Origin of the sequence: Sphingomonas dokdonensis (assembly GCF_002197685.1) — a bacterium.
GTDB classification, from domain to species: domain Bacteria; phylum Pseudomonadota; class Alphaproteobacteria; order Sphingomonadales; family Sphingomonadaceae; genus Sphingomonas; species Sphingomonas dokdonensis.
The window spans coordinates 118310-142316 of sequence record NZ_NBBI01000002.1; the positions used below are offsets into that span (position 1 = coordinate 118310).

At 67.7% G+C, this 24007-nt stretch carries 22 protein-coding genes and 1 tRNA gene; 9 read left to right on the forward strand and 14 right to left on the reverse strand.

Annotated elements, in window-relative coordinates:
* Nucleotides 1–7 precede the first annotated feature (7 nt).
* Entirely contained in the window at nt 8–814 is an 807-nt protein-coding gene (locus tag SPDO_RS05455; protein ID WP_088366480.1) for an ATP-binding protein, read from the forward strand.
* Nucleotides 815–853: 39 nt separating this feature from the next.
* Here the strand turns inward: SPDO_RS05455 and SPDO_RS05460 are convergent, their stop codons facing one another.
* The 4 genes from SPDO_RS05460 to SPDO_RS05475 form a co-directional block, all read right to left on the reverse strand.
* Nucleotides 854–2632, reverse strand: coding sequence for an ABC-F family ATP-binding cassette domain-containing protein (locus SPDO_RS05460; protein WP_088366481.1), 1779 nt, complete (start codon nt 2630–2632; stop codon nt 854–856).
* 222 nt (nt 2633–2854) lie between these two features.
* Nucleotides 2855–4492: a chaperonin GroEL gene (gene groL, locus SPDO_RS05465; RefSeq protein WP_088366482.1), complete on the reverse strand. Its 1638-nt coding sequence runs from the start codon at nt 4490–4492 to the stop codon at nt 2855–2857.
* 56 nt (nt 4493–4548) lie between these two features.
* On the reverse strand, nt 4549–4836 hold the full coding sequence (gene groES / locus SPDO_RS05470) for a co-chaperone GroES (protein WP_088366483.1): 288 nt from the start codon (nt 4834–4836) through the stop codon (nt 4549–4551).
* Nucleotides 4837–4967: 131 nt separating this feature from the next.
* Complete coding sequence (locus SPDO_RS05475; RefSeq protein ID WP_088366484.1) at nt 4968–6374, reverse strand: MATE family efflux transporter; 1407 nt, start codon at nt 6372–6374, stop codon at nt 4968–4970.
* Between the two features lie 125 nt (nt 6375–6499).
* Here SPDO_RS05475 and sppA point away from each other — a divergent pair, with 125 nt between their 5' ends.
* From sppA to SPDO_RS05490, 3 genes are read left to right on the forward strand one after another with little or no spacing between them, the layout of a single operon-like run.
* Nucleotides 6500–8377, forward strand: a complete 1878-nt coding sequence (gene sppA, locus SPDO_RS05480; RefSeq protein WP_088366485.1) for a signal peptide peptidase SppA — start codon at nt 6500–6502, stop codon at nt 8375–8377.
* Nucleotides 8374–8784 carry a hypothetical protein gene (locus SPDO_RS05485; protein WP_088366486.1) on the forward strand — a complete coding sequence of 137 codons (411 nt, stop codon included), beginning with the start codon at nt 8374–8376 and terminating at the stop codon, nt 8782–8784. The genes sppA and SPDO_RS05485 overlap by 4 nt, the downstream gene beginning before the upstream one ends.
* Before the next feature lie 19 nt (nt 8785–8803).
* Nucleotides 8804–9367 carry an arsinothricin resistance N-acetyltransferase ArsN1 family B gene (locus SPDO_RS05490; RefSeq protein ID WP_088366487.1) on the forward strand — a complete coding sequence of 188 codons (564 nt, stop codon included), beginning with the start codon at nt 8804–8806 and terminating at the stop codon, nt 9365–9367.
* A gap of 4 nt (nt 9368–9371) precedes the next feature.
* On the opposite strand, the gene SPDO_RS05495 is transcribed toward SPDO_RS05490, so the two are convergent.
* Nucleotides 9372–10001, reverse strand: a complete 630-nt coding sequence (locus SPDO_RS05495; protein WP_088366488.1) for a trimeric intracellular cation channel family protein — start codon at nt 9999–10001, stop codon at nt 9372–9374.
* Between the two features lie 61 nt (nt 10002–10062).
* Nucleotides 10063–12105 (reverse strand): TonB-dependent receptor plug domain-containing protein, encoded by a 2043-nt coding sequence (locus tag SPDO_RS05500; protein WP_158212152.1) that lies wholly within the window; start codon nt 12103–12105, stop codon nt 10063–10065.
* Nucleotides 12106–12483: 378 nt separating this feature from the next.
* Between SPDO_RS05500 and glpX the strand changes: the two genes are divergently transcribed.
* Nucleotides 12484–13455: a class II fructose-bisphosphatase gene (gene glpX / locus SPDO_RS05505; protein WP_088366490.1), complete on the forward strand. Its 972-nt coding sequence runs from the start codon at nt 12484–12486 to the stop codon at nt 13453–13455.
* Nucleotides 13456–13472: 17 nt separating this feature from the next.
* A complete protein-coding gene (locus SPDO_RS05510; RefSeq protein WP_088366491.1) occupies nt 13473–14210 on the forward strand; it encodes a CPBP family intramembrane glutamic endopeptidase in 738 nt (245 codons plus the stop codon).
* Between the two features lie 61 nt (nt 14211–14271).
* Here SPDO_RS05510 and nusG read toward each other — a convergent pair whose 3' ends face one another.
* The 6 genes from nusG to SPDO_RS05540 all read right to left on the reverse strand — a co-directional run bounded on the left by nusG (nt 14272) and on the right by SPDO_RS05540 (nt 19234).
* The gene (nusG, locus tag SPDO_RS05515; protein ID WP_088366492.1) at nt 14272–14808 is read right to left on the reverse strand and encodes a transcription termination/antitermination protein NusG; all 537 of its coding nucleotides are present in this window, start codon (nt 14806–14808) and stop codon (nt 14272–14274) included.
* A gap of 21 nt (nt 14809–14829) precedes the next feature.
* A complete protein-coding gene (gene secE / locus SPDO_RS05520; RefSeq protein ID WP_088366493.1) occupies nt 14830–15027 on the reverse strand; it encodes a preprotein translocase subunit SecE in 198 nt (65 codons plus the stop codon).
* A 173-nt stretch (nt 15028–15200) separates the two neighbouring features.
* The gene (locus SPDO_RS05525; RefSeq protein WP_088366494.1) at nt 15201–15683 is read right to left on the reverse strand and encodes a hypothetical protein; all 483 of its coding nucleotides are present in this window, start codon (nt 15681–15683) and stop codon (nt 15201–15203) included.
* 81 nt (nt 15684–15764) lie between these two features.
* A tRNA-Trp gene (locus tag SPDO_RS05530) sits at nt 15765–15841 on the reverse strand.
* Nucleotides 15842–15878: 37 nt separating this feature from the next.
* A complete protein-coding gene (locus tag SPDO_RS05535) occupies nt 15879–18200 on the reverse strand; it encodes a putative bifunctional diguanylate cyclase/phosphodiesterase (protein WP_088366495.1) in 2322 nt (773 codons plus the stop codon).
* A gap of 122 nt (nt 18201–18322) precedes the next feature.
* Nucleotides 18323–19234, reverse strand: coding sequence for a glutathione S-transferase family protein (locus SPDO_RS05540; RefSeq protein ID WP_088366496.1), 912 nt, complete (start codon nt 19232–19234; stop codon nt 18323–18325).
* 146 nt (nt 19235–19380) lie between these two features.
* Here SPDO_RS05540 and SPDO_RS05545 point away from each other — a divergent pair, with 146 nt between their 5' ends.
* Nucleotides 19381–20550: a serine hydrolase domain-containing protein gene (locus tag SPDO_RS05545; RefSeq protein ID WP_425441926.1), complete on the forward strand. Its 1170-nt coding sequence runs from the start codon at nt 19381–19383 to the stop codon at nt 20548–20550.
* A gap of 11 nt (nt 20551–20561) precedes the next feature.
* Here the strand turns inward: SPDO_RS05545 and SPDO_RS05550 are convergent, their stop codons facing one another.
* Nucleotides 20562–21629 carry a phosphotransferase family protein gene (locus SPDO_RS05550; protein WP_245829222.1) on the reverse strand — a complete coding sequence of 356 codons (1068 nt, stop codon included), beginning with the start codon at nt 21627–21629 and terminating at the stop codon, nt 20562–20564.
* 111 nt (nt 21630–21740) lie between these two features.
* On the opposite strand from SPDO_RS05550, the gene SPDO_RS05555 reads away from it, so the two are divergent.
* Nucleotides 21741–22403 (forward strand): TetR/AcrR family transcriptional regulator, encoded by a 663-nt coding sequence (locus tag SPDO_RS05555; RefSeq protein ID WP_088366498.1) that lies wholly within the window; start codon nt 21741–21743, stop codon nt 22401–22403.
* Here SPDO_RS05555 and SPDO_RS05560 read toward each other — a convergent pair.
* Complete coding sequence (locus SPDO_RS05560; RefSeq protein WP_088366499.1) at nt 22378–23457, reverse strand: GNAT family N-acetyltransferase; 1080 nt, start codon at nt 23455–23457, stop codon at nt 22378–22380. The two genes, SPDO_RS05555 and SPDO_RS05560, sit on opposite strands and share 26 nt — an antisense overlap.
* Before the next feature lie 96 nt (nt 23458–23553).
* Between SPDO_RS05560 and SPDO_RS05565 the strand changes: the two genes are divergently transcribed.
* Nucleotides 23554–23985 (forward strand): DUF2721 domain-containing protein, encoded by a 432-nt coding sequence (locus SPDO_RS05565; protein WP_342746656.1) that lies wholly within the window; start codon nt 23554–23556, stop codon nt 23983–23985.
* Nucleotides 23986–24007: the final 22 nt, after the last annotated feature.

Sequence of the window (24007 nt, forward strand, 5' to 3'; positions counted from 1 at the left end):
GCAGCGCATGGACGATCTCGCCCGCATCGCCGCCGCGCTGGAGCGCCTCGCCCCACCGCCGCCCGCGCCCGCCGATCCGCTGGCGCACCCCGCCTACGTCTGGCGCGATGGCGTGCTGGTCGCCGCGCGTGCCTTCGCGCCGCTGCCGCTCGATCTCCTGCGCGGGGTGGAGGCGCAGCGTGCGCCGCTGCTCGCCAATCTCGAACGGCTTTCGGCGGGCCACGCCGCGCAGGACGTCCTGCTGTGGGGCGCGCGCGGCACCGGCAAGTCCGCGCTGGTCAAATCCTGCGTCGGCGCGATCCAGGCGGCGGGCGGCCGGCTCGCACTGGTCGAGGTTACCGCCGATCGCCTCGACAGCCTGCCCGCGCTGTTCGACACCATCGCTGGCGTCGTGCGCTCGTTCGTCCTGTTCCTCGACGATCTCGGCTTCGACGCCGCTGCCGACGCACGCACCCTCCGCTCGCTGCTGGAGGGCGGGGCGGAGGCGCGGCCCGCCAATGCGCGCCTCGTCGTCACCTCCAACCGCCGCCACCTGATCCCGCGCAACGTCGAGGAGCAGGAGAGCGCGATCAACCCGCGCGACGCGGTGGACGATCACCTCGCGCTCGCCGATCGCTTCGGCCTCAGCCTCGGCTTCCACGTCGTCGACCAGCCGCTCTATCTCGACATCGTGCGCGGCTATGCCGATCGCTACGATCTCGCCTTCGATCCGCAGGACGCTTTGTTGTGGGCGACCAAGCGCGGCAGCCGCTCGGGCCGCGTCGCCTGGCAATATGTCGTCGATCTCGCCGGCCGGGCGGGCAAAATGCTATAAGGCCGGCACTGCTGCGATCGAGGCCATTTTGCGCCGCCTCTAGGCCAACGCCTCTGCCATCTCGGCCAATTCGAGCCAGCGCAGTTCCGCCGTTTCCTTCTCATCGCGCGCCGCCGCGATCGCCTTCATCAGCCGGTCGAACGTCGCCGGGTCACGCGCATACAGCGCCGGATCGGCCAGCAACCCCTCGTCGCGCGCGATCGCCGCATCCAGCTGCTCGATCTTCTTGGGCAGCTGATCGTAATCGCGCTGATCCTTGTAGCTCAGCTTGGTCCTGGCCTGCACCGGCGGGGGAGGGGGCGCGGCAGCGGCCTTTGCCGCCTTGCGCTCCACCTGCGGCGCCCGCTTGCGCTCCCAATCCTCATAGCCGCCGGCGACCACATCGACCTTGCCCGAGCCGTCGAGCCCCAGCGTGACGGTGACGGTGCGGTCGAGGAAGTCACGGTCGTGGCTGACGATCAGCACGGTGCCCTCATAATCCGCAATCACCTCCTGCAGGAGGTCGAGCGTTTCGAGATCCAGATCGTTGGTCGGCTCGTCGAGCACCAACAGGTTGGAATGCCGCGCAAATTCCCGCGCCAGCAACAGCCGTGACCGCTCCCCGCCCGATAGCGTCCCGACCTTCGCCTCGGTCAGATTGGGGTCGAACAGGAACTCCTTGAGATAGCCGTGGATGTGCTTCTTCGCGCCCAGCACGTCGATCCAGTCGCCGCCATCCGCCAGCACCTCGCGCACCGTCTTGTCCGGCGCCATCAGCTTGCGCTGCTGATCGATCACGATCCCGTCCAGAGTCTTGGCGAGCTTCACCGTGCCGCTGTCGGGCGCCAGCTCCCCGGTCAGCAGCCGCAGCAGGGTGGTCTTGCCCGCACCGTTGCGCCCGACGATGCCGATCCGGTCGCCGCGCGTCACGCGGAACGTCAGGTCGCGGATGATCGTGCGCCCGTCATAGCTTTTGGTGACATGATCGGTGTCGATCACGACCTTCGTCTTGTTATCGTCGCTGCCCATTGCCAGCGCCGCGGCGCCCTGCGGCCCGATCATCGCGGCACGCTCGGCGCGCATCTCCTTCAGCTTGGACAGGCGCCCCTGGTTGCGCCGCCGCCGCCCCGTCACGCCGCGCTGGAGCCAATGCTCCTCGATCTTCAGCTTGGCGTCGAGCTTCTCGGCCGCGCGTTCCTCCTCGGCATAGACCTGTTCGGTCCAGGCATCGAATCCACCAAAGCCGACCTCGGCGCGCCGCATGTTCCCACGGTCGAGCCACAGGGTCTGCTTGGTTAGCCGCGTCAGGAACGTGCGGTCGTGGCTGATCACCACGAATGCGCCGCGGAAGCGCCCCAGCCACTCCTCCAGCCACTCGATCGCGCCGATGTCGAGGTGGTTGGTCGGCTCGTCGAGCAGCAGCACGTCAGGGTCCTGCGCCAATGCGCGCACGATCGCCGCGCGGCGCCGTTCGCCGCCCGATGCGGTCGCGGCTTCGCGCGTGAGGTCGATGCCGAGCTGGTCGGCGATCGCCTCCGCCTCGAAATGCTGCGGGGCGTCGCTGCCGGACATGACGTAATCGGCCAGCGTCGCAAAGCCGGCGAGATTCGGGTCCTGCTCCAGCAGGACGACGCGGGTGCCCGGTACGATCGTGCGCCGGCCCTCGTCGGCGTCTACCGTGCCGGCGATCAGCTTCAGCAGCGTGGTCTTGCCGGCGCCGTTGCGACCGATCAGCGCCAGGCGATCGCGCGGGCCGACGTAGAAGTTCAGATGGCGAAACAGCCAGCCGGCGCCCTGAACGAGGCCGAGGTCTTCATATGCTAGGATTGGAGCAGCCATGGAGGCGGCAGATAGGGGCGCGCGGCCGATGCGCCAAGCGGCGTTGATCGGCGCGCATGAGGCGAACACAGAAAAGGACCGGATGCGCGGGGCACCCGGTCCTCTTTTCTGATCAGCGCAGCGGCGGAGCCGCTGCTGGGCGTCAGACGGGATTGGCTGGCGCCAACCCGCTGGCCGATCTGATTTCGTGTCGGGCGCAGCTGGTGCTGCGCCCGTCCGAAATCAGAAGTCCATGCCGCCCATGCCGCCGCCCGGCATCGCCGGCATCGCGGGCTTGTCTTCCGGCAGCTCGGAAACGGTCGCCTCGGTGGTGATGAGGAGACCCGCCACCGATGCGGCGTTCTGCAGCGCGGTGCGCACGACCTTGGTCGGGTCGATCACGCCGGCCGATACCAGGTTCTCGTACACGTCGGTCGATGCGTTGAAGCCGAACGAGGTGTCGTCCTGGTCGAGCAGCTTGCCCGAAACCACCGCACCGTCATGGCCGGCGTTCTGGGCGATCTGGCGCACCAGCGCGGTCAGCGACTTGCGAACGATGTCGATACCGCGGGTCTGGTCCTCGTTGGCACCGGTCATGCCCTGCAGCGACTTGGTCGCGTACAGCAGCGCGGTGCCGCCGCCCGGGACGATGCCTTCTTCGACGGCAGCGCGGGTCGCGTGCAGCGCGTCGTCGACGCGGTCCTTGCGCTCCTTCACCTCGACCTCGGTCGCACCACCGACCTTGATCACCGCAACGCCGCCAGCGAGCTTGGCGAGACGCTCCTGCAGCTTCTCACGGTCATAGTCCGAGGTCGTGACCTCGATCTGCTGACGGATCGCTTCGGTGCGGCCCTTGATCGAATCGGCTTCACCCGCACCGTCGACGATGGTGGTGTTGTCCTTGTCGATCGACACGCGCTTGGCGGTGCCGAGCATGCCCAGCGTGACGGTCTCGAGCTTGATGCCGAGATCCTCGCTGATCACTTCGCCCTTGGTCAGGATTGCGATGTCCTCGAGCATCGCCTTGCGACGATCGCCGAAGCCCGGTGCCTTGACCGCTGCGACCTTTAGGCCGCCGCGCAGCTTGTTGACGACGAGCGTGGCCAGAGCCTCGCCCTCGATATCCTCGGCGATGATCAGGAGCGGACGACCCGACTGAACGACGGCTTCCAGGATCGGGAGCATCGCCTGCAGGTTCGACAGCTTCTTCTCGTGGATCAGGATGTACGGATCGTTCAGCTCGACCGACATCTTTTCCGGGTTGGTGATGAAGTACGGCGACAGATAGCCGCGGTCGAACTGCATGCCCTCGACGACGTCGAGCTCGAATTCGAGACCCTTCGCCTCTTCGACGGTGATCACGCCTTCCTTGCCGACCTTCTCCATCGCTTCCGCGATCTTCTCGCCGACTTCCTTGTCGCCGTTTGCGGAGATGATGCCGACCTGGGCGATTTCGCTCGAACCGGCAACCGGCTTCGAACGGGCCTTCACGTCCTCCACGACCTTGGTCACGGCGATGTCGATGCCGCGCTTCAGATCCATCGGGTTCATGCCGGCGGCGACCGACTTCATGCCCTCGCGAACGATCGCCTGGGCGAGAACGGTCGCGGTGGTGGTGCCGTCACCGGCGATGTCGTTGGTCTTCGAGGCCACTTCGCGCACCATCTGCGCGCCCATGTTCTCGAACTTGTCCTTGAGCTCGATCTCCTTGGCGACGGTGACGCCGTCCTTGGTGATGCGCGGTGCGCCGAAGCTCTTGTCGATCACGACGTTGCGACCCTTCGGGCCGAGCGTCACCTTCACCGCGTCGGCGAGAATGTCGACACCCTTGAGGATGCGCTCGCGTGCGTCGCGGCCGAATTTCACGTCCTTGGCTGCCATGTGGCTACCCTTTCAATTCGCGAATGTTGAGAAAGTTGAGGAGATCGAACGAAATCTCAGGCGAGGATGCCGAGGATGTCCGATTCCTTCATGATGAGCAGGTCTTCGCCGTTCACCTTGACCTCGGTGCCCGACCACTTGCCGAACAGGATGCGGTCACCGGCCTTTACGTCGAGCGGGCTGACCTTGCCGTCTTCCGACTTGGCGCCGGCACCGGCGGCGACAACCTCGCCCTCCTGCGGCTTTTCCTTGGCGGTGTCGGGAATGATGATCCCGCCGGCAGTCTTTTCCTCGGCCTCGACGCGGCGCACGAGCACGCGGTCGTGCAGCGGACGAAAGTTCATGGCTGTTACCCTCTTTTGAGCGGTGTGACTGTTTTTTGGCACTCGACTGAATCGAGTGCCAGCACGGGCCATATGTGTCTGGTGCCGCACAGCGTCAACGGGTGGTCCGCACAAAAAAGCGGAACCGTTCGTCAGATCGTGCGTGGAACGAGGCCGAGCCGTTCGCGCGCGCGCCAGCGCCACAGCAGCAGGGCGGACACAACGAGCAATCCGACCGCAAGCCCGATCCAGATCCCCACCGCGCCCCCACCAGTGTAGAACCCGAACAGCACGGACGCGCCGAAGCCGACCACCCAATAGCCGAACAGCGCAATCAGCATCGGCACGCGCGTATCCTGCAGGCCGCGCAGCACCCCGGCCGCCACCGCCTGCGCCCCGTCGACCAGCTGGAATACCGCGCCTACCATGAGCAATCGCGTTGCCAGCGCGACCACCGCCGCCTCGCTCGCCACGTCCACATCGATATAGATGCCGATCAGCGTGCGCGGGATCGCCCACATCAGCCCCGCCGTCACCAGCATGAAGCCGATGCCGACGATCAGCGCGACCCGCCCCGCACGGGCGACCCACGCCGCGTCCCTTGCGCCATAGCCCATGCCGACGCGGATCGTGGCCGCCTGCGCCACGCCGAGCGGCACCTGAAAGGCGAGCGCGGCGATGTTGAGCGCGATGGCGTGCGCGGCGACCTCGGTCACGCCGATCAGCCCCATCAGTACCGCCGCCCCGCCGAACAGCGCACTTTCCATGGTCACGGCGAGCGAGATCGGGATGCCGAGCCGCAGGATCTCGATCATGCGGGGCCATTCGGTGCGCCACCAGCGGCCGAACAGCCGCCAGCGCCGCAGCACCGGATCGAGCAGCAGGATGGCGAGATACGCCACCATCATCGCCACGCTGACGATCACGCTCGCCCAGGCGGAGCCCTCCAACCCCAGCGCCGGAAAGCCGAGATTGCCGAACACCAAGGCCCAGTTCGCCACCAGCGCCAGCCCAACGGCCATGGCGGTGACCCCCATCGCCCAGCCGGGCCGGCCAAGCGTGGCGGCAACCGTGCGCATCACCGCCGCAAACAACGAGGCGGGCAGCGCCCAGACGATGATGGCCAGGAAATCGCCCGCGCGCGCGGCAACCTGCGGATCCTGTCCGGCGGCGAGCAGGATCGGCTCACCCGCCATCAGCGCCGCCCCGAACGGGAGCGCCGAAAAGCCGGCCAGCCACAGCGCCATGCGGAACGAGCGGCGGACCTCGCGCACCGAGTGGCGCCGACGGCCAAGCTCCGCCGCGATGATCGGCGCGCAGGCGGTCGCCATGCTCATCAGCGCCCACATGACCAGGCTGTAGAGAAACACGCCCAGAGTCGCCGCGGCGAACTCGACCGTGCCGAGTCGCGCGACGAACACGACGTCGATCGCATAAACGGCCATCTGGAGGAGGTTCGCCCCGACCAGCGGCCCCGCCAATCGGACAAGCGCCGCCAGCTCGGCCCGGTCGCTCGCCGGGCGCGTCTCGGTCAACGGCGGTGCGGCGGCGACATGCATGGGAGCGCGCAGGTAGGCCGTTTCCGATCCGGTGGAAAGGGCGCCGGCATGTCCGCATGCTCGGCCGTATTGCTCCACCCATACACCATCGGCTACGTCGGGTGGCGACTATCCGGGAATTGAGAATGAAGCTTGTACGCGGCGCTTGGAAACTGCTGGTCGGCATCAAGGATGCGCTGGTGCTGGTGGCGATGCTGCTGTTTTTCGCGCTGGTGTTCGCCGCGCTGAACGCGCGGCCAAGCGCTCCGGCGATTAAGGACGGCGCGCTGGTCCTAGATCTGGACGGCCCGATTGTCGAGCAGCCCGCCGAGATTTCGCCGCTCGCCTTTGTTTCGGGGCAGCAGATCGGCAGGCAATATCGCCTGCGCGACGTGGTGCACGCGATCGATACGGCGCGTACCGACGATCGCGTAAAGGCCGTCGTCCTTGATCTCGATCGCTTCGGCGGCGCCTATCCGGCGATACTCGGCGAGGTGGCCGAGGCGCTGATCCGCGTGCGACAGAGCGGCAAGCCGGTGCTTGCCTATGCCACCGGCTATACCGATGGCGGCTATCGCCTGGCGGCGGCGGCGAGCGAGGTCTGGGTCGATCCGCTGGGCGGCGTGGTGCTGAACGGCCCGGGCGGCAGCCAGCCCTATTACAAGGGGCTGATCGACAAGCTTGGCGTCACCACCCACGTTTATCGCGTCGGCCAGTTCAAATCGGCGGTGGAGCCCTACACCCGCGCCGATCAAAGCCCGGAAGCGCGCGCCGCCTCGCAGGCGCTCTATGGCGCGTTGTTCGACCAGTGGAAAAGCGCGGTGGCGCAGGCGCGCCCCAAGGCGCAGCTTGCCGGCTGGTTCGCGCAGCCGGCGCGGCTGGTGCAGAATGCCGGCGGCGACCTGTCAAAGGCGAACCTTGCGACCGGGCTGGTCGACAAGGTCGGCGATCGACTGTCCTTTGGTCGGCGCGTTGCTGAGATCGCCGGCGCGGCCGACGATGACAAGCCGGCGGGGTCTTTCGCCCAGATTCCGTATTATGCTTACACGCGCGCCAGCCCCGCGCCCGACGACGGCACGATCGGCGTGGTGACGGTGGCCGGCGAGATCGTCGACGGCAAGGCCGCGCCGGGCAGGGCCGGCGGCGACACCATCGCTAATTACCTGCTGAAGGGCTTGGCGGAAAAGAAGCTGAAGGCGCTGGTGCTGCGCGTCGATTCGCCCGGCGGGTCGGTGATGGCGTCCGAGCGCATCCGCCTGGCGGTGATGGAGGCGAAGCGGCGCGGGCTGCCGGTGGTCGTGTCGATGGGCGGCGTCGCGGCCTCGGGCGGCTATTGGATATCCACCCCGGCCGACATGATCTTTGCCGAGCCGAACACGATTACCGGGTCGATCGGGGTGTTCGGGGTGCTGCCCAGTTTCGAAAAGAGCCTGGCCAAGATCGGCGTCACCAGCGACGGGGTGAAGCTGACGCCGCTTTCCGGCCAACCCGACCTCATCGGCGGGATCAACGACGAAACCGGCGCGATGATTCAGTCGAGCATCGAGCAGGTCTATCAGAGGTTCATCACCAGCGTGTCGAGCGCACGCAAGATCCCCGTCGCACGCGTGAACGAGATCGCGCAGGGCCGCGTGTGGGATGGCGGCACCGCGCGGCAGATCGGCCTGGTCGATCGCTTCGGCACGCTGGGCGACGCGATCAAGGAGGCCGCGCGCCGCGCCAAGATCGATCCGGCGACCGCAAAGCCGGTGTACCTCGAAAAGAAGCCGAGCTGGGCCGCGCAACTGGTGCAGCAGATGAACAACGGCGAGGACGAAAGCGGCGCCGCGCCGACCGACGCGCTGGGCCGTATCGCCTGGGAGCAGCGCCAGGTGCTGGCACAGGCGGCGGGCGACGTGCGCCGGCTGGCAATGGGCGGCGGCATTCAGGCGCGCTGCCTGGAATGCGGCCCCGCTGGCCCGGTGCAGGCTGCGGCGGGCGACCAGCGGCTGCTTGATCTGCTGCTGGCACGGCTCGGGCTGTGATCGTCGCGCTGGCCGTGTTGCTGCAGGCGAGCGCGCCCGCGCCGGCGGTCGTGGAGATCCGGCCCGCCGCGCAGCGGACGCTCAGCGGGCGCTTCGCCTGCGACGCTTCGGTCTATGAGGTGCAGGTAACGAGCACGCCGGCTGCCGGAACGGGAGCGACGCTCGATCGGCTCGTCATCGCGGGCAAGCCGGTCGATGCCGGGTCGCTGGCGGAAGCGCGCCGGATGCTCAGCCGACTGTCGGACGTTCAGTCGCTCGACGTGCGCTGCCGCGATGATGGCGCGGGCGAGCTCAGCATCTACGGCGTGCACGTCGCAGCCGGCGCCGCCCCGCGCCGCGCCCGGCTGCGCGGCGTGCTGCACGACGGCGGCGCCAGCAACCTGTCGGTCGGCGTCGAGCAGCGGTGACCGGCGCGAGCAAGCGCCCGTGATCGCCCTGCGCGCCGCGGTGCCTGCCGATGCCGCGACCATCGCCGCGATCTACGCGCCGCATGTGCTCGCCGGGACGGTCTCGTTCGAGACGGCGGCCCCCGACGAGGCGCAGATGCGTGACCGGATGACGGCGTCCGCCGGGTTATACCCGTGGCTGGTCGCAACCGCCGGCGCGGGCGATGAGGCGGCGGTGATCGGCTATGCCTATGCCACCCGCTTCCGCGAGCGCGCGGCGTATCGCTGGGTGGTGGAAACGTCGATCTATCTCGCGGATGCCGCGCAGCGGCAAGGAGTGGGCCGCAGCCTCTACGGCGCCCTGATTGCCACCCTGCGCACCCAAGGCTTTACCCAGGCGATGGGCGTTATCGCGCTGCCCAACGAACCGTCGGTGGCGCTGCACGAGGCGGTCGGCTTCCGTCGCGCCGGGCATTTCCGAGAGGTCGGCTACAAGCATGGCCAGTGGGTGGACGTCGGCTATTGGCAGCGCCCGCTTGCCGATAGCGTCGTGTCGCCGGCCGAGCCGCGCCGCTTCGCCGATGTCGGGATCGTCCTGCCGTAAGCGGTCAGCGGCGCTGGCGATAGGCGGGCAGGTGGATCTGCCAGCGGATTGCCGCCGTCCGCAGCGCAAAGCCGGCACCCGCCGCGATCATCGCCGCGAACGCGCCGCGCATTCCCGACAGCGACAGGATGATGAACAGCGCGGAGGCGAGCGCCGCCGCCGTTACGTACAGCTCGGGCCGCATCAGGATCGACGGCTCGCCCGCCAGCACGTCGCGGATGATGCCGCCGACGCAGGCGGTGACGACGCCCATCAGAAATGCCGGCACCGGCGGCACGCCATAGCCCAGCGCCTTCGCCGCGCCATACACGGCATAGGCCGCCAGCCCCACCGCATCGAACCAGTCGAGCGCCGCACCGCGCCACCACCGCTCGGGCGTCACCCAGATCACCAGCGCGACCGATAGGCAGACCGCCGCCGCGCGGCTGTCGACGATCCAGAACACCGGCGCGCCGATCAGCAGGTCGCGCACCGTGCCGCCGCCTACTCCGGTGATCAGCGCGAAGAACGCCAGCGTCACCATGGTCTGCCCCCGCCGCGCCGCCGCCAGCGCGCCCGAAGCGGCAAAGACGGCCAGCCCGGCAAGGTCGAACCAGGGCGCGAGCGCCGGGAGGAGGATTGCGGGCGGCTCCATGCCCGCCGGCTAACAGATCCGCCGCCCGCACGGGAGAGGCTGTTGCCGCCGAGCGCGATGCTCAGCCGAAATTATGCTTGATCGTCAGCGACGGCAGGATGTGCTGGCTGCGCACCCGATCCTCCACGCGAACGGGGGTGGTGGAGCGCCGATCGGGGTCGAAGAACAGCCGTTGGCGCCGGGTGTCGGCATCGCTCAGATTGTCGATGGTCAGCGTCACGGTGGTGGTTCGCGTCGGCCGATATTCGGCAAAGCCGGTGATATACGGATTGGATGGATAGCCTGTGTCCAGCTCGTTTCGCCGGTAGTAAGTGTACGGATCGTTGCCGGCGAGGCCGAAACCCCAGGCGAAATTGCCCAGATCCTGTCGCCAGTTCACCTCGTACACAAAGGGGGATGCGCCCGAATACGGCCGCTGTCGGCCGGTATACGGATCACGCACCGACGTGCCGACATAGCTCAGCCGGCCGGAGATCCGCCCGCCCTTGATCCCTAGCTTCGCGACTGGAATGTCATAGGTGGCGCGCGCGATCTTGCTGGTGCCATCGCCAAGATTGCCGGGCGCGTCAAAGCCTTCGGGCGTCGGCACGCGATCCTGCACCAGCGCGGTGCGGGTGTAGCCAAGCTCGATCTTCACCAAGCCATCGCCCAGCACCTGCTTCTCGACCGTCGCCAGCGTTTCCCAGGAGCGCTGCGGCACCAGGTCGGCATTGCCGCCGTTAACCCGCTCGTTGGCGAGTTCCGCTGCGCTGATGAATTCCTCGAAACGCAACTGCGCCACCGTCCGCACCACAGACAATTGCGCGCGCCAGACATTCCCGGGGCGCCACTCGACGTTCATTTTCGGCTTCAGAAAGCGCAGCGAGCGTTTCGCGTCCGCATCCCCGTCGACCCTCAGGCGCGATACTTCGTAGTTCAGCGCCAGATCCATGCGCAGTTTGGGCGAGAGCGCGCGGCTGGCGTTGGCAAAGCCCTCGGCGCGATATTCGGTGACGATCGCGTCATCCACCGGCAGGTCGATACGGCGGCGCACTCCGTCCCCTGCAAAGCCGAACAGGTCGACCTTGCTGCGCAGGCGGTTCAGCGCGCCCTCCAGCCCCGTCTCCACCGCCCAGCCGTTCAGGTCGGGCCGGGTCCACAAACCACGCAGAACGGCTTCATCGCGCTGGCTGCGCCCCTGTTGCTCGTTGCCACCGATCAAGCCGCTGGGCACCCGCAGCAGCGACAATTCGCGCTCGGCACGGTCGCGGCGAGAGGCAAGGCCGATCAGTTTCACGCCGCCGCCCATCAACGGCCGCTGGACGTCGCCGCCGACCTCCCATTCGTCGAAGTAAAGTCGCTGCGTCAGCCGATCGTCGCGCGCGATGCCGCCGGTGGGCAGCACCGCGTTGGTCTGGCTCAATCGGAAGCGATCAAAGGCATAGCGGGCGTTGAACCGCGCGGTTTCGAACTGTGACGCCTTGTAATCCCACGAACCCGATACGAACGCGTTAGGATCGCGCACATCGTTGATCTTGCGCCGATATTCCAGGAGATCGCCGGAAGGCAGCGCACGCAGCGTGTCAAATCCTTCGTCGTTGGTCAGGTTGTTGTTGACGCCGATCGAGGCGTTGAAGGTGGAATCGCCCCGGCGCAGCAGCGTCGATACGCTCCCTTCTGGCAGCAGCGGGCCGTCATATTGCCGCCGCAGCGTTCCGGTGACGGTGCCGGCGAGACCACCGGCGCCCGTCAGGATCAGGTTTACCACCTGCGCCTTGCCGCTATATTCCGCGCCAAAGGCGGTGCCCGGCCCCACCTCGACGCGTGCCACGCGATTAGCGGGAATGCGCGCCAGGACGACCTCGATCGTGTCGCTTTTCGATGAAGGCCGCTGGCCGTTGATAACGACATTGCCCGCCGCCTGCCCGAAGCCGCGCACGTCCTGCTGCACCTGCTCCAGCGTGAAGCCGGGTACGCGGCGGACAAGCTCCAGCGCATTGGCCGGCTGGAAACGCTGGAAAAACGCCGCGTCGTAAGTGGTGCGCCCCGTCGCATCGACGGTCTGCGCCACGGCAGGCGCCGCAACCACCGCAACTGCCACGCTGGCAGCCAGTGCGACACGCATGAACATCATTCCCCCCATTAGCGCTTCTTTATTGAGGGCTAAGCAACCGGCAGGCCAGCAGTAGTTCGCTGACACTCCATCTTCGGCTGCCCGGGTGTCGGGCTCCTCTTATCGAATACACGGTCGCGGCTTGCCGCTTCACACCGGATCGGTTCCTTCGACAGCGCTTGCACAAGCGACCTCATGCTCGGCGTCGACTAAAGGGCGGGCTTGGCGCCGCGACACGGACGTTGTGTAATCCGGCCGGTGTGCATTAGCCCTTCGGCCTGGCCATGCGCCACTTGTCTCGCGGTGGCCGCGCAGCGGCAAGCGCTGTCTCGACACCGCCACACGACCCGCCTATCGCTCGCCTGAAACAACGGATTCTTAGGGGGTTTAATGCCGACAGCCAGCAAGGTGCTCGATCGCGTCCTGGTGCTCGAAATGGTGCGCGTGACGGAGGCAGCGGCGATCGGCGCTTCCACCCTGATCGGGCGCGGCGACGAAAAGGCCGCCGATGCCGCCGCCGTCGAGGCGATGCGCGAGGCGCTGAACACGCTCGACATCGACGGCACGGTCGTGATCGGCGAGGGCGAGCGCGACGAGGCGCCGATGCTCTTTATCGGTGAAAAGGTCGGCGCGGCGCAGGGCAGCGGCCCCAAGATCGACATCGCGCTCGATCCGCTGGAAGGCACCACCATTTGCGCAAAGGCCGGTCCGAACAGCCTTGCCGTGCTGGCGATCGGCGAGGAGGGCTGCCTGCTCAACGCCCCCGACGTGTACATGGACAAGCTGGCGGTCGGCCCGGGCCTGCCCGACGGCATCATCGACCTCGACAAGACGCCGACGCAGAATGTCGAGGCGATCGCCGCCGCCAAGGGCGTGAAGCCCAACGAGATCATCGCCTGCGTCCTCGATCGCCCGCGCCACGAGAAACTGATCGCGGAGCTGCGCTCGATCGGCTGCGGCGTGGTGCTGATCGGCGACGGCGACGTTGCCGGCGTGATCGCGACGACCAACCCCGACACGACGATCGATGTGTACATGGGCTCGGGCGGCGCGCCGGAAGGCGTGCTGGCGTGCGCGGCGCTGCGCTGCGTCGGCGGGCAGTTCAAGGGCCGCCTGCTGTTCCGCAACGAGGACGAGCGCGCACGTGCCCGCAAGTGGGGCATTACCGATCTCGACAAGCAGTATGATCTGAAGGAACTGGCGAAGGGCGACTGCATCTTCGCCGCCACCGGCGTCACCGATGGGTCGCTGCTGGAGGGCGTGAAGCGCCGCGGCAAGACGATGACCACCGAAAGCGTGGTGATGCGCGCCTCGTCGGGCACGGTGCGCTGGGTGAAGGGCGAGCACCGCCTGGATCGCTGATCCGGCGGCGCTGACGCATGCTGGCCGCCGCGCTGCTCGTCGCCGCGCTCGGCCTGCTGGCGCACGGCTGGTTCACCAAGCGAAGTTTTGCGGCGCGGATTGCCTGGGCGGTCCGCGCCGGTTCCATGTCACGGCCGCGCGCGACGCTCGGCTGGGCGCTCGCGATTGTCGTTACGTACGGCGTAACGGCGCTGGTCGGCCTGGCGTTGCTCGGGCGGCTGCCTGCGGTGACGGTGTTGCCGCCCGAACTTGGCGTGGCGGCAAGCGCGCTTAGTATCGCCCCGATCGCGCTTGAAGCAGTAGCGGAGATCGCCTGGTCGCTCGCCGGCGGCTTCCTGCTCGGCGCGCTGACGGTCATCGTCATGACTCGGCGCGGCTGGCGAGTAGTGCGGATGTACCGTTCGCCTTCAGCCGCAATGAACACGCGGGAAGCGGGAGCCGCGCTGGTGCTGTCGGCAGCGGCCGGGGTGGGGGAGGAATTGTTCTTCCGCCTCGCCATTCCGCTGCTCGGCGCCATCGTCTTCGGCAGCGGTGTCGCGGGCTGCGTGCTGGGCTGGGCGGCCTTCACGCTGGCGCACCGCTATCAGGGCGCGCTCGGCATGGCTGCGGTGGGGTTGGTCGGCGCGGTGCTCGCCTGGCTTTATCTCGCCACCGGGCTGTTATGGCTCGTCATGCTGCTGCACACGCTGGTCGATGCCAGCGCCCTGGTGCTGCGCCCATGGCTGGAACGGGTGGCGCGCCCGCGCGTGATCTAGCGCGACAAGCCAGATTGTTGAGAAGGGATCGGGGAGCGGAGCGCCGCTCCCCGACTACCCCTTACTTGCTGCGCTCGACCTGCTCGAAATCGAGCTCCACCGGCGTGGCGCGGCCGAAGATCGACACCGACACCTTCACCTTGGACTTGTCGAAATCCAGTTCCTCGACGGTGCCGTTGAAGCTCGCGAACGGGCCTTCCAGCACCTTGACCGCATCGCCGATCTCGAAATCGACCTTGATCTTGGCCTTGGGCGCGGCGGCGGCTTCTTCCTTGCTGTTCAGCATGCGCGTGGCTTCCGCCTCGCTGATCGCCTGCGGCTTGCCCGAGGAGCCCAGGAATCCCGTCACCTTGGGCGTGTTCTTGACGAGGTGATAGACCTGGTCGGTCATGTCGAGCTTGGCCAGCACATAGCCGGGCATAAACTTGCGCTCGACCTGGATCTTCTTGCCGCGGCGCGCTTCCTGCACCGTCTCGGTCGGCACCTCGATGCGCTCGACGAGCTGTTCCAGGCCCATGCGATTGGCCTCGGCCATGATCGCGTCGCGAACCTTGCCCTCGAAGCCGGAATAAGCGTGGATGATGTACCAGCGTGCCATGGGGGGACGCGTCCTTCTTGGTTACTTGGCCAGGCTCAGCAGCGCGTTCACGATGGCGTTGAACATCGTGTCCACGCCAAGGAAGAAGAGCGCCAGGATCGTCGTCATGATCATCACCATGACGCCGGTCATGATCGTCTCGCGCCGGGTCGGCCAGACGACCTTCTTGGTCTCGGCGCGAACCTGGTTGATGAATTCGATCGGGGACGTCTTCGCCACGTGCCTTGCCTTTTAATCGTTCGAACCGGAAGCGGGGGCATGCCCTCTCTACCGCTTCCCTGGAGAAGGGAACCGGTGAAACGGCCGTCCGCGCTGTCGGATGCGACCGGCGAGATAGCGCCGCACCGGCCCAAGAGCAAGGGTGGAGCCGCTTTCGCGCGCAATCCCGTGCCTTATTGGCGGATCATTTCCACTTGGGTGTCGCGGATCTTGGGGGCGCCGCGCTCGGTGTCGAAATCGCACACCCGGTCGTCCACCACCTCCAGCACGCTCTTGCCCGGCTCGGCGGGATTGCCGGTCACCACCTTGACCGGGCAGCGCCAGGCGAGGTTGAAGACCTTGCCCCATTGCTCGCCGCGCGCCTCGGCATAAGCGTAGCAGGTTTCGCCGACCATCTCCGCGCCGGCAAAGCGGTATTTGCCGTCGTCCACCAGCTGCCGGATCACGCCCCCGCCATAATCGCGTCCTTCCGGCGTGGAAACGAACGCGGCGCGCAGCGAGCTGTTGCCGCTCTCGCTCGCGGTGGTCAGCCCTTCGCAAGTCGCGATGTCGGGGTTTGCGGCTTCCTCGGTCGCGGCGACGGGCGTGCTGCCAGGCGCCGAGTCGCAGCCGGCGAGGACAAGCGCGACGGCAACGATATGTGACGATGCTTTCATTCGGCTTTCCGGTCAGGTGAGGATGGAAGAGCACTGACCCGCGGCGCAAAAGCAGGCCAGTCGGCCGCACCGCGAAGAAACTGGCAGGGGAGCTCGGATTCGAACCGAGGGCCTTCGGTTTTGGAGACCGACGCTCTAACCAGCTGAGCTACACCCCTGCAGCGGCACCGCCCTTAGCGGCGGCGCGCGCGCTGATCAAGCGGCGCGAATGGCCGTTTTCGTGTGTAGGGCGATGGCGCGCGCCTCGGCAACCGGCAGCGGGCGCCCGAAATGATACCCCTGGATCTTGGAACAGCCCAGCATGCGGGTGAGCGCCAGTTCGTCCGCGGTTTCGACGCCCTCCGCCGTGGTGGCCATGCCCAGGCTGTTCGCCAGCGCAACGACGGCGCGGATGATCGCCAGCGCTTCGGGCACACCACGCGACGCGCTGGTCACGAAGCTGCGGTCGATCTTGATCGTCGAAAAGCGCGTGCGAGACAGGTAACCGAGCGAGGAATAGCCGGTGCCGAAATCGTCGAGGCTCAGCCGCACGCCCAGCTCCAGCATCCGCTCCAGCGCCTGCACCGCGCCGGTCGCCTCGCGCATGAAGACGCTTTCGGTGACCTCCAGCTCCAGCCGGTGCGGCGCCAGCCCGCTCGCCGACAGCGACTTGGCGACGACCGATGCGAAATTGGGATTGTGCAATTGTTCGGGCGACACGTTCACCGCGACGCGCACGTCCTCGGGCCAACCGGCCGCTTCCGCGCACGCGGTACGTACCACCCATTCGCCGATCGGACCGATCAGCCGCGTTTCCTCGGCGATCGGGATGAACTTGGCGGGCGAGATCGGCCCATGCTCCGGGCTGTTCCAGCGCAGCAGCGCCTCGAACCCGACGAGCCGCTCGCTCCCGGCATCCACCACTGGCTGATAATCGAGATGCAGCTCGCCCTTTTCCAGCGCCTTGCGCAGCGCCATTTCGAGCACGCGCCGCTCCTCCGCGTCGACGTGCAGCTGCGGCTCGTACGCATGGAACACGCCGCCGCCGGCATCCTTGGATCGGTACAGCGCCAGATCGGCCGAACGGACCAATGTCTCCGCGGTGCGCCCGTCGCGCGGCGAGGTGGCGACGCCGACCGACGCGCCGATGTACAGCGTGTGCTGGTCCACCTCATAGGGGCGTGACAGCGTTTCGATGATCCGCTGCGCCAGCCGCTCGACGCGGCTCGCATCGGTGGCATCGTTCATCACCACCGCGAATTCGTCGCCGCCCAGCCGGCCGATCAGCTCGTTGTCGGTGATCAGCTCCGCCAGTCGCTCCGAAACCCGCCCGAGCAGCCGGTCGCCGATTGGATGGCCGAGCGTGTCGTTCACCGCCTTGAAGCGATCGAGGTCTATCATCATGAACGCCGCGCGCGTGCCCCAACGCTCCGCCTCCGCGAGCGCGCGGCCCAATGCCTCGTTGACGAACAGTCGATTGGGCAGCCCCGTCAGCGCATCGAACCGCGCCATGCGGTTGATCTTGTCCGCCGAGGCGCGCTGCTCGGTCACGTCCGAGCCCACGCCGCGAAAGCCGACATATTGGCCGCGATCGTCGAGTCGCGGATTGGCGGTGATCTCCCACCAGCGCTGCTCGCCGTTCACCACCAGCGGCAGCGACAGATCGCGAAACGCCTCGCGCCGCTTCAGCTTGTCCGCCAGCAGCCGCAGCGCCGGCGCGAAATCGCCCGTTTCCCAGCTTGCCCCGGCCAGCGCCTGCAGCACCGGCATCCCCTCCAGCCGCTCGGGCGTGCTGCCCAGCGCATGCGCGAGCCGCGGCGTCACCTTGCACAGGCGGCGCTGCGAATCGGTTTCCCACAGCCAATCGGCCCCACTGTCCTCGAATTCGCCGAGCAGCAGGCTCACCGTTTCGTGGCTGTCCGACAGGTTCATCTCGAATGCGCGCAGCGCCAGCAGCACGCGCGCACGGGCAAGGCAGGTCGCGGCCATCAACCCGCCGAGCGCGAGCGTGGCGCCGGCGGCAAGCCATTGCTGTTCCAGCGCCAGCAGCAGCGCCGCGGCAAAGGTCACCCCGCCGATGAACGCCAGCGCCGCCAGCACCAGCGGCGCCATGGCAAGCGCCGCCGCGGCCATCAGCACCGCCAGGATCATCCACAGGTTGAATGTCGATCCCGGCGTCAGCGCGGCAAACACCAGCGGGGGGAAGCTCCACATGGTGGCAAGCGCCAATCCCTCCAGCGCCGTATCGCGCAGGTCCTGCAGCGAGGCCGCGCCTTCCGCCAGATGCGCGGTGCGCAGCCGGCGCAGCGCCACCACCGCAGCGACGACGGTCAGGCCGGCAAACCAGCCCGCCAGCCACAGGGCCGGCACGCGGTCGCCGAACAGCGCAACCACCGCCACGCCGCCGAACAGGTTGGCGGCGAGCACGAATGGCGCAAGCCGCCGCCCGGCAAACAACTGAGTCGCGCGCAGACGACCCCAGAAAACCGGATCGTCGCCGTCACGTATGCCGAGCAATTGCCCGAGCAGAATCGGCATGGGGCGTTGGATGGACGGTGAGTTCACGAACGCAGGTTATGCCAGACGATCCTTTACTGATCGTTGCGTTCTACGGGTTCTTCCGCACCAAATCGAATACGTTTTGCTAATTATTTGTTTGATCAGGTCGCGGGCGCCAGGGCGAAGGTCAGGCGCGGCACGTGAACCACCACCGCGCCCGCACGCGAGTCTTCGCGGGCGATCGACCATTGATGCAGGGTGGAGCCAACCAATGTGCCGCGGATCGGATCGCGTCCGTAATCGGTGGCCGAAACGCTTACCGGCGCGCCGGCAAGCGCCGCGTCTTCCGGCAACACCGTCGCTTCATCCGGCGATGCGTCATGCGCGGCCGCGATCGCCTCTTCGCGAGTCGCGGCGCTGCGGGTGCCGTGACCGATGGCCCGCACGCGATCGTACCAGGCGCCAAGCCCCGGCAGATCCTCGAACGCCGCTGCGCCGGGCGCATGGAAAGAGCGGACGAACCACAGATTGTAATAACAGGTCGCGTCGATCAGCCCCGGCTGGTCGCCAGACAGGAATGCGCGGCCATCCGCCAGTTGCTCGCTGATCAGCGCGGCATGCGCGCGCAGCTGCCCCGCCATATGCGGCACGGCGGCGCGCATTGCGGCGGGGTCGAACGGCTGACCGCTCAATTGCTCGCGGTCCTTCTTGAAGGCGGGATCGACCGCGTCGCCCAGCCCGCCAAAGATCACCGCCACCGCCGCCTGGAAGAACGACCGGTCGGTCCATTGCGCCAGCGCATGGTCGATCCCCGCCGTGCCGCTGGGAAACAGCGTGCGCTCGGGAAAGCGGCGTTCCAGCTCGCGCACGATCAGCACGCTGTCGCAATAGATGTCGGCGCCGATCTGCATCACCGGGATACGGCGATACGCGCCGGTCAGCGCCAGCAGGTCCGGCTTGGGCATGATCACCGGCTGATCGACCGCCGCCCAGGAAAGCTGCTTGATGCCAAGGCAGATGCGCACCTTCTCGGAGAAGGGCGAGCTGTCATATTGGTGCAGAAGGATCGTCATGCGGCATTCCCCTCCCGATCGCGGGTCGTGCGGCCGCGTCGCAAAAGGGGTAGCGCACCTGACAATTAAGTCGATCGTTTTCTTTGCTAAGTGCCGTTGCCTTTCGCTGACCCGCTTGCGACCATCGCGGACATGGAGTGTACCGCTTGATCCTGCTCATCGCCGCCGCCGCCGTCGCGATCCCGCAGCCCGCCGCCACCGTGCGCGTCGCATTCGACCGGGAACAGCAAACGGCGGTCGCCACCACCGGGTTCGCGGATGTCGCCGCGCGCCGTGCCGTCACCGCCGATGATCCCGTCCGGATCGCCTCCATCTCCAAGCTGGTAACGGCGATCGGCGTCATGCGGCTGGTGGAGCAGGGCAAGCTCGATCTCGACGCCGACGTTTCGGCGCAACTCGGCTGGCGACTGCGCAACCCCGCCTTTCCCGACACACCGATCACGCTGCGCCTGCTGCTGTCGCATCAGTCCAGCATCACCGATGCGGGCGGCTATCTGCTCGCGCTCGACGATCGCCTGCAGGAGAAGATGGCCGATCCCGCGGTGTGGGATCGGGAGCACGCGCCCGGCCGCTTCTTCCGCTACACCAATCTGAACTTTCCGGTGGTCGCCAGCATCATGGAGCGCGCCACCGGCGAACGCTTCGATCGGCTGATGCAGCGGCTGGTGCTCCAGCCGCTCGCGCTCGACGCCTGCTTCAACTGGGCGACGTGCAGCCCCGCGGCAAAGGCGCGTGCGGTGGTGCTGTACGATGGCGGCAAGGTGGTGCGCGACGATGCCGCCTTCGTCGCCGGTTGCCCGGTCACGCCGGCGAGCGACGGTTCGTGCGATCTCGCCACCTGGCGGCCGGGCGTGAACGGCGCCCTGTTCTCGCCGCAGGGCGGCCTGCGGATCTCGATGCGCGGCCTCGCCAAGATTGGCCGCCTGCTGCTGAGCAACGGCACGGTGGACGGTGTGCGGCTGCTGTCACCCGCATCGATGGCGGCGCTCGCCACGCCCGAATGGACCTTCAACGGCAGCAACGGCGTGCAGAACGAGGAGGCGGAAAGCGGCGTGCAGCCCGGCGGGTTCAACTGCCGCTATGGCCTCGCCGTCAGCTTCACTGCCACCCCGCTGCCCGGCTGCCGCGACGATCCGATGGGTGATGGCCGCGGGCGGATCGGCCATGCGGGCGAGGCTTATGGCCTGCGCTCGGGGCTGTGGGTCGATCGGGCGCGCGGCACCGGTGTCGCCTATTTCGCCACCAACGTTCCCGCCACGCCCGGCACCCACTCGGCACTGAGTCGCACCGAAGAGCTGCTGGCGCAGGAGCCGTAAGCCCCCGCCGCCTACATCAGCGGCTTGTCGATCCGGCGCAGCGCGCGCTCGAACAGCGAGATGGTGTGCGCGTGCAGCTGGTCGCCGATCGGCTTGGGCGTCAGCCCGGCACAGGCGCGCGCATGGCTGCCCTCCAGAATCGCGCCCAGCTTGAACGGCGCCAGCACCGTATACCAGCGCGCCTCCGCCGCCGTGCGGCCGGTGGCGGACAGATAGCGGTCGACGATCTCGCCCATCGTCGGAAAGCCGTCCCACGGCGTCACCGACACGCGCTGCTGCGGCTCGTCGGGGTCGCGCCACGTCGCGGTCAGCCAGCCGAGATCGAGCAGCGGGTCGCCGCGACTCGCCAGCTCCCAGTCGACGATCGCCGCCAGCGCCGGCGAATCCGGCCGGTACATGACATTGGCGAGGTGATAGTCGCCGTGGATCAGCCCGGGCTTCATGCTGGTCGGGCGGTTCGCCTCCAGCCAGGCGCAGATCGCGTCGACGTCGGGCAGGGCGGCATAGCCGGTCCAGCCTTCGAACTTGGCATAGCCGTCAAGCTGCGCGCGCCAGCGCGGCACCTGCCGCTCCAGCCAGCCGTCCAGCTTGCCCAGGTCGTCCAGCCCCGCCTCATGCGGATCGATCCGCGACAGCGCCACCGCGCCATCAACGATCGCCTCGCCCATGCCGCGGCGCACCTCGGCGCTCCCGGCATGGAGCGGCGGCAGGCCAACGGTGGCGTTGAACCCGTCGATCGGCTCCATCAGGTAGAAGGCGGTGCCCAATACCGCCGGATCGCCCTCGCCGGCGATGAAGCCGGGATGCGGCACGTCCGATCCGGCCAGCGCGGCCAGCACCTTCATCTCGCGGCGCATCACCTCGTCGCTCTCGGGGCGCGGCCGGCGCGGCGGGCGGCGCAGCACATAGGGGCGGCCGGCGCGGGTGAAGCGAAGCAGGATGTTCTGCGTGCCGCCGCCCAGCGTTTCGGCACCGTCGATCGGGCCGCTGCCCAGCCCCTTGCCGTCCATCCAGCGGGCGAGCGTATCGAGGTCGATCAGCTCCGCCCAGGCCTCGCGATCGTGCGCCAGTGCCGCCACTATCCTCTCCCGCTGATAAGTCGTTCGCTTTACCATAAGCGCCGCTCGATACGCGTCAATGTAAGCCGGGTGACTTGAACCGCGCGGCAGCATGGTCGATGCTCCCGCCGCATGAACCTTGTGCGTCCCCAATCCGCCGGTCGCGGCGGCACCACCCGAAACGAGCTGAAGCGCGCGGCGCGCCGGCTCTTCGCCGAACGCGGGATCGCCGCCGTCGGCATGCGCGAAATCGTCGAGGCCGCGGGGCAGCGCAACGCGGCGGCGGTGCATTATTACTTTGGCAGCAAGGACGATCTCTTGCGCGAACTGGTGGTCGAGGGGGCGGACCTGATCGACGAGGCGCGCATGCGGATGCTCGACGAGGCGGAGGCGCGCGGCGACCTGGCCTTGCGCGACGTGGTGCGCGCGCTCGTCATCCCCAATGCCGAACTGCAGGGCGAGACGGGAGAGGGCGACACCTATTTCCGCTTCATGACCAGCATGCAGACCGAGCGGCGGCAGATGTTCGATGAATGGGCCGGCGGCGAGCACTCCGCGGGCTACGTGCGCTGCCTCACGCACTTCCACCGCCTGCTCGATCACCTGCCGCTGGCGCTCGTCAACCAGCGGCTGCTGTTTGCCGGGCTGTCGCTACGCACCTTGCTGGCCGGGCGTGAGGCGGCGCGCGATGCCGGTGTCGGCGCCGATCACCCCTATTGGGGCGAGGCGGTCGCGCTAGACGGCATGATCGATGCGGTGGAGGCGATCCTTACTGGTCCCGCCAGGCCAGCCTGACCGCCGGCGAGAGCAGCGCCGGCACGCCGGGCCGCAGCAGCAGCCAGTCGCGGATCACCGGCCCCGCCTCGGCGCCGATCGTGCGCTTGTAGCCGCTGTCCCCCGCGCCCCAATCGACGCGCGTGATGCCGCGCTCGATCGCGTGGACGAGATTGCGGTAATACAGCAGCTTGCCCGGCGAATGTTTGGCAAAGGCGGGATCGTAGCTGTTGGCGATCGCGTATTTCAGGTCGCCGGCATCGATGTCGAACGAGAATGCCGCCGGCCGTCCGTCGACCGTCAACAGCGCGGCGCGAAACATGTCGGCCAACACCGGGTCCGCCGCCGCCGCCCGCCAGAACGCGCCGTGGCCGGCCCGCGTGAACTTCGCGTCGCGCCCATCGGTGCGGCTCGCAATCCAGCTCGCCCATTCCACATTCGCCAGATCGTCGAACGCCTCGGGCCAGGCATCGCCCGACAGGAACGACCAGTGCAGCGTGCCATGCTCGGCCAGATGCTTTTCGTGGAAGCGGTTTTTGCGCAGCGTCGAATTGCGCGGCCAGGTGCCGGCCGATTGCGCCGCCGCCATGTCGAGCAGGAAGCTGGTCGCGACCGTGCGGCTCACGGTCTTCCACCCGCGCGCACGCGCCGCAGCGATCAGCGGTGCGGCGGAAGCGTCGCCATCATAGACCGGCCCGATGCGCAGCACGGTGACAGATCGCGCCAATTCGTCCAGCGCCGCGCCCAAGGCCGCGTCACCTGCATTCGCGGCCAAAGGGAAGCTGCGGAACGGCCAGAAACATCCCGGTACCGATGCCAAACCGGCCAAAACAGGGCCGGTGAATCGCAGCGGCAAGGCAAGCACCGCCCGCTCGCCCTCGCTGGCGATCAGCGTCTTCGCCCGCCCGCCATAAACCTGCAACGCGGCATCGAACCACGCCCTGCGAAGGAAGCCATGGCTCGCCGGTGCCGCCTCCGCCACCCCGTCGATCAGCGGGGAAAGCCCCGTCACCAACGCAGCGCGCGGGGTGCCGCTCAGGCTGGACAGCGCGCTTGGTGACAGATGTCTCGACATGCGCCGCCCTTAACCCAAATTCCGTTACCAGCACCTTGCAACTTGTTGCCGCAATCCAATCGCACCACATGGTCCCGAATGGATTACTCGCCCGAGGTGCTGACGATCGCGCAGACGATCCAGCTATCGCTCAGCCCGGTCTTCATGCTTGCCGGTATCGGCGCCCTGCTTAACGTACTGGCCGGGCGCCTCTCCCGCGTGATCGACCGTGCCCGCGCCCTGGAGGCCGCGCCGGCGGCCATGTCGGATGAGGACCGTACGCGGCGCGCGTGGGAGCTTCGCCTGCTTGATCGCCGCATGACCATCATCAACCGCGCCCTGTTTCTGGCGGTCAGCTCCGCCGTGATGACCTGCGCGGTGGTCGCCACCCTGTTCGTCGGCGTGCTGGCCAGTCTGCACATCGGTCAACTGGTGGCGATCGCCTTCATTCTGGCGATGCTGCTACTGATCGCCAGCCTGTCCTGCTTCATGATCGAGGTGAGCAATTCCATGGAGGCCAACCGCGTGCGCGCCGAGCTGATGCGCTGAAACCTGCCACCGTGCGTTTGAC

Excerpts from the sequence above, each read along its gene's own strand:
- SPDO_RS05500 (WP_158212152.1), bottom strand. The coding sequence starts at position 12,105 with ATGCGTGTCGCACTGGCTGCCAGCGTGGCAGTTGCGGTGGTTGCGGCG.
- SPDO_RS05560 (WP_088366499.1), bottom strand. The coding sequence starts at position 23,457 with ATGTCGAGACATCTGTCACCAAGCGCGCTGTCCAGCCTGAGCGGCACC.
- groES (WP_088366483.1), bottom strand. The coding sequence starts at position 4,836 with ATGAACTTTCGTCCGCTGCACGACCGCGTGCTCGTGCGCCGCGTCGAG.
- SPDO_RS05495 (WP_088366488.1), bottom strand. The coding sequence starts at position 10,001 with ATGGAGCCGCCCGCAATCCTCCTCCCGGCGCTCGCGCCCTGGTTCGAC.
- SPDO_RS05460 (WP_088366481.1), bottom strand. The coding sequence starts at position 2,632 with ATGGCTGCTCCAATCCTAGCATATGAAGACCTCGGCCTCGTTCAGGGC.
- SPDO_RS05455 (WP_088366480.1), top strand. The coding sequence starts at position 8 with ATGGACGATCTCGCCCGCATCGCCGCCGCGCTGGAGCGCCTCGCCCCA.
- groL (WP_088366482.1), bottom strand. The coding sequence starts at position 4,492 with ATGGCAGCCAAGGACGTGAAATTCGGCCGCGACGCACGCGAGCGCATC.
- sppA (WP_088366485.1), top strand. The coding sequence starts at position 6,500 with ATGAAGCTTGTACGCGGCGCTTGGAAACTGCTGGTCGGCATCAAGGAT.
- SPDO_RS05535 (WP_088366495.1), bottom strand. The coding sequence starts at position 18,200 with ATGCCGATTCTGCTCGGGCAATTGCTCGGCATACGTGACGGCGACGAT.
- nusG (WP_088366492.1), bottom strand. The coding sequence starts at position 14,808 with ATGGCACGCTGGTACATCATCCACGCTTATTCCGGCTTCGAGGGCAAG.
- glpX (WP_088366490.1), top strand. The coding sequence starts at position 12,484 with ATGCCGACAGCCAGCAAGGTGCTCGATCGCGTCCTGGTGCTCGAAATG.
- SPDO_RS05510 (WP_088366491.1), top strand. The coding sequence starts at position 13,473 with ATGCTGGCCGCCGCGCTGCTCGTCGCCGCGCTCGGCCTGCTGGCGCAC.
- SPDO_RS05540 (WP_088366496.1), bottom strand. The coding sequence starts at position 19,234 with ATGACGATCCTTCTGCACCAATATGACAGCTCGCCCTTCTCCGAGAAG.
- SPDO_RS05475 (WP_088366484.1), bottom strand. The coding sequence starts at position 6,374 with ATGCATGTCGCCGCCGCACCGCCGTTGACCGAGACGCGCCCGGCGAGC.
- SPDO_RS05525 (WP_088366494.1), bottom strand. The coding sequence starts at position 15,683 with ATGAAAGCATCGTCACATATCGTTGCCGTCGCGCTTGTCCTCGCCGGC.
- SPDO_RS05555 (WP_088366498.1), top strand. The coding sequence starts at position 21,741 with ATGAACCTTGTGCGTCCCCAATCCGCCGGTCGCGGCGGCACCACCCGA.